Annotated in this window: 5 protein-coding genes and 1 pseudogene; 1 reads left to right on the top strand and 5 read right to left on the bottom strand. The window is 46.8% G+C overall.

Annotated elements, in window-relative coordinates:
- The coding region (locus ACUVJL_RS04430) for an ELWxxDGT repeat protein (protein WP_445244744.1) at positions 1-3,528 on the bottom strand (3,528 nt) is incomplete at its 3' end.
- Between the two features lie 891 nt (positions 3,529-4,419).
- Positions 4,420-5,301: a glycerol acyltransferase gene (locus ACUVJL_RS04425; RefSeq protein WP_445244743.1), complete on the bottom strand. Its 882-nt coding sequence runs from the start codon at positions 5,299-5,301 to the stop codon at positions 4,420-4,422.
- A gap of 1,640 nt (positions 5,302-6,941) precedes the next feature.
- On the opposite strand from ACUVJL_RS04425, the gene ACUVJL_RS04420 reads away from it, so the two are divergent.
- Positions 6,942-7,856, top strand: coding sequence for an SH3 domain-containing protein (locus tag ACUVJL_RS04420; protein ID WP_445244742.1), 915 nt, complete (start codon positions 6,942-6,944; stop codon positions 7,854-7,856).
- 255 nt (positions 7,857-8,111) lie between these two features.
- On the opposite strand, the gene ACUVJL_RS04415 is transcribed toward ACUVJL_RS04420, so the two are convergent.
- The 3 genes and pseudogenes from ACUVJL_RS04415 to ACUVJL_RS04405 all read right to left on the bottom strand — a co-directional run.
- The gene (locus ACUVJL_RS04415; RefSeq protein ID WP_445244741.1) at positions 8,112-8,540 is read right to left on the bottom strand and encodes a hypothetical protein; all 429 of its coding nucleotides are present in this window, start codon (positions 8,538-8,540) and stop codon (positions 8,112-8,114) included.
- Positions 8,537-9,199, bottom strand: a complete 663-nt coding sequence (locus tag ACUVJL_RS04410; RefSeq protein ID WP_445244740.1) for a glutathione S-transferase family protein — start codon at positions 9,197-9,199, stop codon at positions 8,537-8,539. Before ACUVJL_RS04410 ends, ACUVJL_RS04415 begins: the two co-directional genes overlap by 4 nt.
- 166 nt (positions 9,200-9,365) lie before the next feature.
- Positions 9,366-11,009, bottom strand: a pseudogene (locus ACUVJL_RS04405) (S8 family peptidase); the annotation flags it as partial.
- Between the last annotated feature and the right edge of the window lie 153 nt (positions 11,010-11,162).

Below are 11,162 nucleotides of genomic sequence, written 5' to 3'. Positions count from 1 at the left end.
GACTAGGCTAAATCCGGTTGGTAAGGTAAGGTTGCTGAGGTTTAAAACTGCTGTACCGAGATTTTTCACGGTAAAGGTTTTGTTGAGGCTGGTGCCAACTGTTACGCTGCCAAAGTCGATCGCACTTTCCGTACCATCAAGTATATCTGTTGTCCCATCTAAAACTTGAATTTCTGGTAATGGTGGGGTTGTGACTGTGGCACTAATTGGGAAATCAAAGGGATTTTCGTCACTATCATCATTGACAAATTGCAGCCTACCTGTTTTATTTCCTGCTGCTGTCGTATCTACTTGAAGAACCAAATTAGCACTACGGCCGGCGGCGAGAGTTGTCGGTAAATTTCCGACTAGGCTAAATCCGGTTGGTAGGGTAGGGTTGCTGAGGTTTAAAACTCCTGTACCGAGATTTTTCACGGTAAAGGTTTTGTTGAGAGTCGTGCCAACTGTTACGCTGCCAAAGTCGATCGCACTTTCCGTACCATCAACTATATCCCTTGTCCCGTCTAAAACTTGAATTTCTGGTAATGGTGGGGTTGTGACTGACACTGAAATCGGGAAATCAAAGGGATTTTCGTTACTGTCATTATTGACAAATTGCAACGTACCTGTTTTATTTCCTGCCGTGGCTGTATCTACTTGAAGAACCAAATTAGCACTACGGCCGGCGGCGAGAGTTGTCGGTAAATTTCCGACTAGGCTAAATCCGGTTGGTAGGGTAAGGTTGCTGAGGTTTAAAACTGCTGTACCGAGATTTTTCACGGTAAAGGTTTTGTTGAGGCTGGTGCCGACTGTGACGCTACCAAAGTTAATAGCACTTGCAGTACCATCTACAATATCCGTTGCACCGTCTAAAACTTGAATTTCTGGTGCAGGTGCGTTGTAAGTGACCCTATTATCCGTACTGGTACTAACAGTATTGTTATTGCCGACCGGATCAGTAACGCCGTTAGCTTTGATGCTAGCAATGACGTTGCCGCTACCTGTCATGCCATTGACTGCAACTGTGTAAACAGGGCCGCCACCTGTGATAGTTGGCGTTAATGTTCCCGTTGCTGTACTTGTACTTAAATCGATATCTGTAGCGTCAAAACCTGTGACAGGTTCGCTAAATGTGACGGTAAAGTTTATGGGTGAAGTAGCTGTTGGGTCGGTTTGTGCTGTTGCTTCGTTGATGGTGACAGTGGGTGGAGTTGTATCAACTGTATAGGTTTGGCCTGTGGTAAATGCTGCTGTCAGCGCGTTACCGGGAATATCATTAATTGTGGCTGTGGCCGGTACGTCTAAACCTAAGTTGCCATCACCAGTAATGCTGTTAACGGTGACATCAATAGTTGTACCTGTCGCTGCTGAAACTGAGGCGATATTGCCGTTGACAGTGCCTGTTTTATTCAGGGTGAAGTCACCGATATCTAAGTTTTTAACTGGTTCGCTGAAACTAACTGTGTAGATGACGCTGTTGCTGTTGGTGAGTGTGGCGGTGGGGGTTTTGCGGGTGATGCTGGTGACTGTGGGGGCGATGCTCTCTATCACCAGTGCTTTGCTGCCGCCGAGGGACTGCAGTGAGGCAAGGGCGGGTAGCTTTAAGTCTGCGTCGATGTTAACGCTGTCTTTGATGGCGCCGCCGTTGAGTGCGAGGGCGGTGGTGCTGAGGTATTGTAAGTCGAGGGTGGTATCTCCAGGTTGAACTGTGTAGTTGAAGGTGAGGGTGCGGGTGCCGCTGCCAGTAGTGTACTTGGCAAGTTGGTCTGTTGTGCCGGTTTCCAGTTGCAGTTGAGGCGTGCCGGTGATGGTGACGGCTTCGGAAAAGGTGGCGGTGATGTTGATGGTAGCGCCGATGCCGTAACTGCCGTCGGCGGTGGTGGCTGTGACCTTGGTGATGGTGGCCGGTGCCAAGCTCCACAATTCTCTGCCTTTGGTACCGTCATCGGCTATGAAATATAGGGTGTTGTTGAAGTTGATGAATTTCCCAGGGTTTGAACTGAAATTCCCAGGACTAATGTCCTTAACGAGAACCGTGCCCGCTGCGGTGCCATCGCTCTTCCACCATTCAATGCCGTTGGTACCGTCATTGGCTGTGAAATATAGGGTGTTGTTGAAGTTGATGAAGTTCTCAGGCTTTGAACTGTTAGTCCCAGGATAAATGTCCTTAACGAGAACCGTGCCCGCTCCGGTGCCATCGCTCTTCCACAATTCAATGCCGTTGGTAGGGTCAGAGGCTGTGAAATATAGGGTGTTGTTGAAGTTGATGAATTTCCCAGGGTTTGAACTGGCATTCCCAGGATAAATGTCCTTAACGAGAACCGTGCCCGCTGCGGTGCCATCGCTCTTCCACAATTCAAAGCCGTTGGTACCGTCAGAGGCTGTGAAATATAGGGTGTTGTTAGAGTTGAAGAAGTTGCCAGGGCTTGAACTGTTAGTCCCAAACGGATTAATTTCCTTAAGGAGAACCGTGCCCGCTGCGGTGCCATCGCTCTTCCACAATGCATAGCCGTTGGTAGCGTAACGGGCTGTGAAATATAGGGTGTTGTTGAAGTTGATCAAGTTGCGAGGGTCTGAAAAGTTATTCCCAGGATTAATGTCCTTAAGGAGAACCGTGCCCGCTGCGGTGCCATCGCTCTTCCACAATTCATAGCCGTTGGTAGCCTCACCGGCTGTGAAATATAGGGTGTTGTTGAGGTTGATGTAGTTGCGAGGGTTTGAACCGTTAGTCCCAGGATCAATGTCCTTAAGGAGAACCGTGCCCGCTCCGGTGCCATCGCTCTTCCACAATTCATAGCCGTTGGTACCGTCAGAGGCTGTGAAATATAGGGTGTTGTTGAAGTTGATGAAGTTGCCAGGGTTTGAATTGTTAGTCCCAGCAATGTCCTTAAGGAGAACCGTGCCCGCTCCGGTGCCATCGCTCTTCCACAATTCATAGCCGTGGGTACCGTCATCGGCTGTGAAATATAGGGTGTTGTTGAAGTTGAAGAAGCTACCAGGGAATGAACCGTTAGTCCCAGGATTAATGTCTTTCAAAAGAGTAGGACCTAAGATGCCCTGGTAGCTGGCCATTGCTGCGCTGGTGAGGGCGAGGGGGGTGGAGATTTTGCCGATTTTGACGAATAATTCCCAGTCTCCGCCTAGTGCTTGATTCCCGGTTTTGTTATTGGAGGCGGCCATGTTGGCACCTGTTAGTTGATGCAGCTTTTGGATGAATTGCAATCCGGTTTCTTTGGCTGCTACATTGCAGCCGTACAGGAGGATGTCGGCATTTTTTGTTAACGCTTTCCCCCACTGTTTAATTTTGTTGCCCAATTGGAGTAAGTTCTGATTGCTTAAGGTTTCTGAGCCGAGGTGTAAAGTGCCGGGGCTACCGTGGGAGAGGATATGAATTGCTTCTATATCGCTTTGAAGAGCCAAGGTATTAGTAATTTGTTCGACCCCGCTCAAATTTTCATTTAAAATGAAAACTTGAGCGGTATCTGCGCTTTCTATCAGGGTTTGATAGTCTGGTACGGCGGAGTCAACGAAAATGATTTGCTTAGTCATGGTTAATTTTGTGATAATTTTTGTTTGGGATTGTCAATGCTAATCGGCTTGCGGGTGGTAATTTTAAGTAAAATTGCTGAAAATCACCTGCCGTTTTTGTTCGTGGGAAATAAACACGCAAAACTCGCGATATTCACTCATCGCTGCCAATATTCGATCGACTCTCACCCCCCACAGGGCTAGTCATGGCGCTGTGAAACCGGGGGTGAGAGCCGCAGGATGGCGGATAGTAAGGTAGAGCCTGAACGCGGCAATGCCGAGATAAAGTGGACTTTCTGGGGCATCGACTTAAAATATCTTTAGGGTTTACAAGTAATCTGCAGCGGAAGAGAATAAAATAATTGCTTGGTTTTAGATACTTGCTCTGACCGAGTATATGGTAGATATAGCAATCCTAAATCAGTTTCAATAATTGGTTAACTGGTTTCCAAGCTCTGCCTGGGAACCGATGTCACTCTTGCTCTGCCTCGGCTGTGACAATGGAGGCAGAGCCTCCGGATATGCGTTACCAGGCTCTTCCTGGTAACGAGTATAATCATTTAGGATTGCTATATTAGTTAAATGCCTTCTGATACCAGATTGTAACAGCCCTACCATACCCCGGTCAATCGGAAAAGTCGGAGCGTTAAAGTCGGAAAAGTCGAAGCATCAAAAATGATGATCTCGGTCATTGCTGTTTGTAGCGAAATGTGGTGTGAGAATATATAGCCATCCTAAATCATTTGTAAATTTCTTACTCCCTCCCCTTAGTAAGGGGAGGGTTGCGGTGGGGTAAAAAATTTACGACTCCTGTAAGAACCGCTATAGTGTAACGAAGGCTGGTTTAAATAGAAGGTCGATCGACTTTGGAAGTGCGATCGAACCTATAATAATTTGATAGTCCTGCTGTTCTCAATTGCCAACCAAACAATCTAATTCCCCTTGCATTTGGGCGGTAACTCGATCGAAACAAGCATCAACATAATCGCGATCGCGCGCCGCCTCGGAACCGTACCTCTCAAATACAATTGGTTTGCAGACGCGAGTCCGAATTTGCACGGGTAAAGGCAGGTTCGGCAAAGGCCCAATACTCAATCCCCAAGGCAATCCCAAATACACCGGAAATACCACCGGATCGATGCCCAACAACCACGGCATCCCCCATTCGTGCAATTGCTTTGCTTCTTCGTACAAATCGGCCAAAACTATCAAAGTATCGTGGGCACCGTGGGATATTATTGGTACAATTGGGACTTCTTCTCGCAATGCTAATTTGATAAATCCCTTGCGTCCTGCAAAGTAGATTTTATCCCGTAAGTGGTGGGGGCGAAAAACATCTTGGGCGCCGCCCGGATAGACGAGAACTGGTGCATTTTTACGCAAAGCTGCGATCGCCATTTTCGGATGCGCTTTGAGGGCACCACACTGAACCGCCATGCTAGCAACATCAGGAGAAACTTGCCAAACCGTCGGGTGCATCAATCCGTAGGCCAAGCGTTCGGTTCCGTACCTGCGGAACCATTCGTAGAGGAACATAAACATATCTGGAGCGGCGATTCCCCCGTTGTGAGAACCGACAACGAGCATTTTTCCGCTCGCGGGTACGTGGTGCCAGCCGTCGCTTTGTACGCGAAAATAGTAGCGGTACAGCCATTCCCAGACTGGCAACAAAAGCTGAATGAAGTCCGGATTGCGATCGTCTAAAGATAGACCGTCAAAGGGATATTTAGAGGATTTGCCGGCTTTTTTGTTAGTAGTTCTTGTCACTGCAAAAATATTTAACGTTTTGGTCATTATATAGCAGAAGTCAGAAAGCTTTAGCTATCTCGGAGAGAAGGAATAAGGGAGCATCTCAGTTTGGCTTTTACTCTCCTTGTGCGTGCCAGCGGGACCATCGCACCCACAAAAAATGATTTTTACTATCATTAATATGCTCCGATTCAGAAGGAATATACCCCATTAGTTTCAGCAATTAAAAATGTCGTAACCGTCTAGCGCGGTTGCTATAGCAATCCTTGCAGGAGTCGTAAATTTTTTACCCTACCCCAGCCCTCCCCGAACTCGCGGGGAGGGAGTAAGAAATTAACAAATGATTTAGGATCGCTATATATCAATATAATTAAATCTGAATTGGCGCAAATATTAGGTTTCTGATTTGAGCGGGCTGGTGCCGGTTCGCAGGTTTTGTGCTGGTTGTCTATTTTGTTGGCTAAACCCGCCCCTTGTATCTTTAAACAGACAGGCGATCGCACCTGGGCACGCAAAGTAAAGCGTCAGCGAGTAAATACAAAGAAAGCATCCAAGTTTCTTACTTAAAAGCCAGAACCAAGGGCACCTGAAGTCAAGGAACTACAAGCCGGCGTTGCGAGGACTAGAATCCTTAAGGGAAATGTCTCCCCAGAAACAAAATCCTTTGGAAACAGCTACAGCAACTGTCATTGACCGCGCGGTGGCCCCGGCCACAAAAACACAACCGGGTCTAAAGCCGATGGGTTTCCGTTTTGGAAGATTTTATCAAATTGAGACCAGCCATCGGGTCAATGGTAGCGATTTGCGCTGTTTGCCGCAATTTTAAGTAAGGTGCGATCGACAGTTGAGTTATGTGAGCCAGATCGAAGGACTGTATGGGGCTTGCGACACCGCACTACGACGATGGGGTCGATCGCACCTAGATCCTGTCACTGAGAATCTTGGACTATGGAGAGCACCCTCTCGCTCTCGAAGCTGCCTTGAGTTCACCTCAAATGCAGGGAAATATGGCGTTGCTGAATCACGGTATGAAAATAGATAAGTTGGAAATTCCGAAGATATTCTGACGCCCTTGTTTCATTTTTTGCAGATTGAGTCGTTCATACCATAAATCAGCAACGCCGGAAATATTACTCAACTGTAACCACTGGCAGCTAAATGGTTTAACCAACACCTGACAAGAGATTGACCAAAGCATCCAGGATACAAGCCCCCGAATTCATCCGTCCAGAAATAAAAAACCTGTATCCGATGAAACTTGCCCCCCGAATTTATCCGTGGGGTCAAGGCTTCAATTCTTTAATCTAAAATCTAAAATCTAAAATCTAAAATCGATTGACGGACAACAAAAGACTTGCATTCCTAGTAAACTGTCAGGCATTTAAACAGTTAACAGTTAACTGTTGAGTCGGACACTCGGACACTCCCCCACTCTCCCCGCTGTCCCCATCGGATCCCCTCGTCTTCTCCCCCTCCCCCGCTCTGCCATAACGAGCAATTTATAGGCGTAGCAGCTTAATTGGTCTTGGCTTAACTCTCACCACAAATTAAATTATCTAGATAAAACTTGACTTACAGCCATAAAAAATGTTAATTAGAGCTTTTTCCTGGAAGACAAATCGATTTTTTTGCTATATTGACCTGCAATAAAGATAATGGTTTTGATGAGATGAGGAGTTGAACGGATGAAAAACTTGAGTTACTGGAACAAACCCGCTGCATTGCTGGGCGCGATCGCGATCGCAGCCGTCTGTGTGCAAGCGAATGCGATCGGTGTTGCCGCCCCATCAACATCCACTGCGAGTCAGGATGCTGAAAATAGTTCATTTGAAGATAGCGCCACCTTTCAAATAGCCCAAGCTGGCAACATTTGTCGCAAAGTCACTCCCAAAGAAGGTTTGGCCGTTCGCCAGAACCCAGACCCCAAATCCCCTAGAGTTGGCGGTGTAGCAACTAACACTCAGGTAACGCTGTCCCCAAGCGCTACTTCTGTTAAAGCCTCCGACGGCCGCCTCTGGATTCAAATTACCGCTCCAGTAAAAGGGTATGTAGCTGCCGGATACCCCAACAACGAGGCTAATTTAGGTTCGTGCACGACAGCAAGCCGAATTAGTCAAACTTCCCCTAGTCCGGCACCGGCACCGGCACCAGCAGCGACACCCGCACCAGCAGCGACACCTGCACCGGCACGGACTCCAAGTCCAGCACCGGCACCGGCACCGGCACCTGCAACGACACCAGCACCGGCACCAGCAACGACACCAGCACCAGCACCAGCACCAGCACCGGCACCAGCACCAGCACCTGCACCTGCACCAGCACCAGCACCGGCACCTGCACCAGCACCTGCACCTGCAACGGGCCCCGTAAGTCTGTGCCGCCAAGTAGAACCTCGCGTAGCACCGAGGGGTCTAGCTATCCGCACTGAGCCTTCAAGGAATGCTGCGGTTAAAGGTGGTGTACCGGCTAACGGTCAAGTAACGCTTGTGCCCAATTTCCAGTTAGTGAAAGATAAGAATGGAGAAGACCGCAATTGGGTTGAGATTTCAGCCCCTGTGGCCGGATTCATCTCGGCTGGAAATTTGATCATGTGCAAGTAAACTTGTGAGTTCGATCGCTCTTTTTGACTAAAAGAGCGATCGACACCGAAAATAGTTTTAAGATTGTCGCGCAGCCAGGAAGGCGGGGCCCAGACTGCTTCCTGGACTTACGGATGAATAACTTATTTCTGTCGGCAAGTAGCGGTAGCGAATCTTTCTGGGCCTCTGTTTTTCCTCGGTTGCGTCAAGTCCTAGCTTGCTTCCTCGCAACGCACGCGGGATGAATGAATTTAAGCAAAAAGCCGATCGACCTTTCTACCTACAGATGCCGCTTCCCCAATCTTGGTGTCCGCGATTTGGTTGACACTTGGATTGTCGGCCCATCCAGACAATTTCCCACTTATTTTGCCTGAGTCTGAGTTCGATGCGGTGCCGCATTCCGGCAACAGAATCGTCAGCTAAACCGACGACGGTTTGGAGAATTACAGCTGTTTCTCGCGTGGGATATTCAACTGAAATTTGGTCGCTTTTTCGGGCTTCAGATTCTCTGTCGCTGCTAAAGAGTTTTGCTGCGATATCTTTGGGGTTGGAGAGGGTAATTTTGCGATCGGCAAGGAACTGTTTAGCGTTAATTGCTTGGTAGTTCGATCGGGGGGCGGGCTGCCCCATTGCTGCGATGGGAATTTGGATGCAGGCGAAAACAGCTAGGAAAAAGAGCGATCGCTTGACAATTGATTGCTTCATGAGGCTTCAGATTGTGCGAGAAATTTTTGTCTCCGAGATGCGAAAGCCGCTAAGTCTGCCTCGGTGAATTGAGTTTGCTGCCATGAGGGACGCGACATTAGTCGATCGCACCAAGCTTGAACTTTAGGATAGCTGTCTAGGGACACATCAACCCAAGATAGCAAGGGCACGACGGTGCCGGCAACGCACTCGGCAAAGGTGACGCTGTTGCTAGCGAAAAAAGGGCGATCGTCCAGCAAGCCTTCAAAGAATGTCAGCACAGTATTGACTTTTTCCTTAGCCTTTGCGATTTCCTGGGGTTGGGGACTTCCCCAGCCCATTTTTTCATTCCTTAGGGGGTAAAGTTGCGGTAGAAGTTCGTTAACCGTGACCAATTCTACCATCCTCACAACTGCCAAATCTTTCGGTTCTTTTGGCAGCATTGCCGGTTCGGGATACTTCGTTTCTAGATAGTCAAGAATTGCTAGAGACTCGACGACAGTGAAGTCATTATCGACCAAAACAGGGATGCGGTGAAAAGGATTTATTGCCCCAAATTCAGGCTGTAAGTTATCGCCGTCCAAGTGGATTTCTACTAATTCAAAGTCGAGGTTTTTTTCTAGGAGGGCGATCCACACGCGGCGGGAGTTGGGGGAAATGGGAGTATGGTAAAGTTTCATGGCTGCTGCTGTGGTTGTTGATAGTGAGGTGTTGAGGGTTCACTTGTCTCCCGCTGCTGAAAATATTTAGACTGTAGTCAATTTTACCTGATCCGGATTTGTCAGGGCAAATACTGGTTAAACATAACAAAAATATGTGCGATCGCATTTAGCTACTTTAGCTACATCATATTGAGTTAATTTCCACCTGTTGCTCTAATTCTATTTCGACTTGAGCCTCAACAAATGGAGCGTAAATTGGAATATTCGATGCTAATGCTTCAAAGCTAATAACTAGAGAATAGGGTGCTTCTGCATCTGGATCGTTATTCCAACCTTCATGTCCAACTACTGCAATGCAGAATGCTTCTGTAAGTTCAAATGACTTGACAACCGTCCAATCCTTTTGAACAGTTCCCGCGCTTCTAGAAACACCATGAATTTTTCCAGAGTTTTTGGCTCTGTTGCCAATAGTCCACTTAAAGCTTCTCTCTCCCTTTTCAGTATCCTCTGAAGCATCATACTCTTTCAAAATCCTAGCCAGAAAATTTTCTGGATCTTCTCGCTTTTTGCTACAATCCCAATCCAGCCAAGTTGAAAGATATTTTCTGCGATTTCTACGAGTTCGACGTGGTTGTGCTTTGTAAGATAGAGTAACTTCTACCAGAATCTTATGTTGTTCTCCCTGACTACGCAATCCTTCTGGCAATTTAACTTGGTAAACATGAGCCTGTCTGGCTTTGATACGATTATTTCCTCTGGTAATCAAAGTGATGCGATTGGCAGAATTACCTAAAGCGCGATCTATATTTGGAATACCATAACCAATTTGACGAATGACGTGGAGTTTTTCTATATTATCTGCCATTGTCCACTCAGGCCATCTGGCTGATTGTACTATCAGCGCACGATGTAAAAGGCAACTCTCATCCGGCAACTCAGCAGCAAGACACGCTGCTATATGGCTGACTTTTGGCGTAGCATATGACGTTCCCACCTTGTCAGCAGCAACTGCGGGTCCACCATTCAAAGTCGATCGTACTAATTTAGGGGAAACTTCTTGGCAAACTTTTTTATCTGAAATAATGTTAGGTGGTATTGATTCATCTTTTACTAAGTCGCCGCCATATTCAACTACTTCGGGTTTAATTGTATCCCAAATTCCTAACCCAGAACATGAAAAAGCTGAGGGTTTATCCTTTTGTGATATTGAAGAATTGGGTATTTCATGATAAGAAGCTAGAGAAATTGAGCCAACGGTTAAGGCTTGAAAACTTTGGGCCGGGTTCGCAATTCTACAAGAATCTTCTAAAAGATAATCTGGACATAGCCGATTTGCTGCCAGATGATCTTGGACAGATAATCTTGTATATCCGATTCTTCCACTTAAGGGTAAATTACCTGCTGCCACAATAAATAAGATATCATTTTCCCAGGTCAAATTATCAATCGCCGCTGCCCAAGCACTCATATATCTCGTGCCACATGGAACAGACTCACTGATAGAATGGTTGAAAATTCTTGTTTTTGTTTTACTGTGATAAAACTCCACGATATCACCTAGTAAGTTCGGTGGAAATAGCTGTGTAGGTAGTTTACGGTTAGCATCAAGAACTCTGGCATTTTGAATCCAGCAAACAGCTTTTTCTTGGCCAGTACGAGGTATCGCTATGGGATAAAGAACTGCACCAGCTACTCTTGTCCCGTGTCCGCCATCATCAACATAATCAGAAGTTTTATTAGTCTCTCCAGGAACCCAAGACCTTGAGCTTTGTGAATCAATTGCTGCCTTTAGAAAAGAGTGTCTTTCTTGAAGACCACTATCTATAACGCATACCTTGGGGGCAGGGTAAACGCATCTTAACTGGAACCCAAAATATGCTACAGTTAAATCCGACTAAATTTCAATGTAGTTTGTTGTAGTTTATGGGTGCTATCAATGGCAAGAGGTTTTAGTAAAGCTGTAACTTCCCAACAAAAACAA

Source organism: Microcoleus sp. OTE_8_concoct_300 (genome assembly GCF_031383065.1).
In the GTDB taxonomy this organism is placed as follows: Bacteria; Cyanobacteriota; Cyanobacteriia; order Cyanobacteriales; family Microcoleaceae; genus Microcoleus.
Note: the sequence above shows the minus strand (reverse complement) of the source record. Positions and strands in the feature narration are given on the sequence as shown.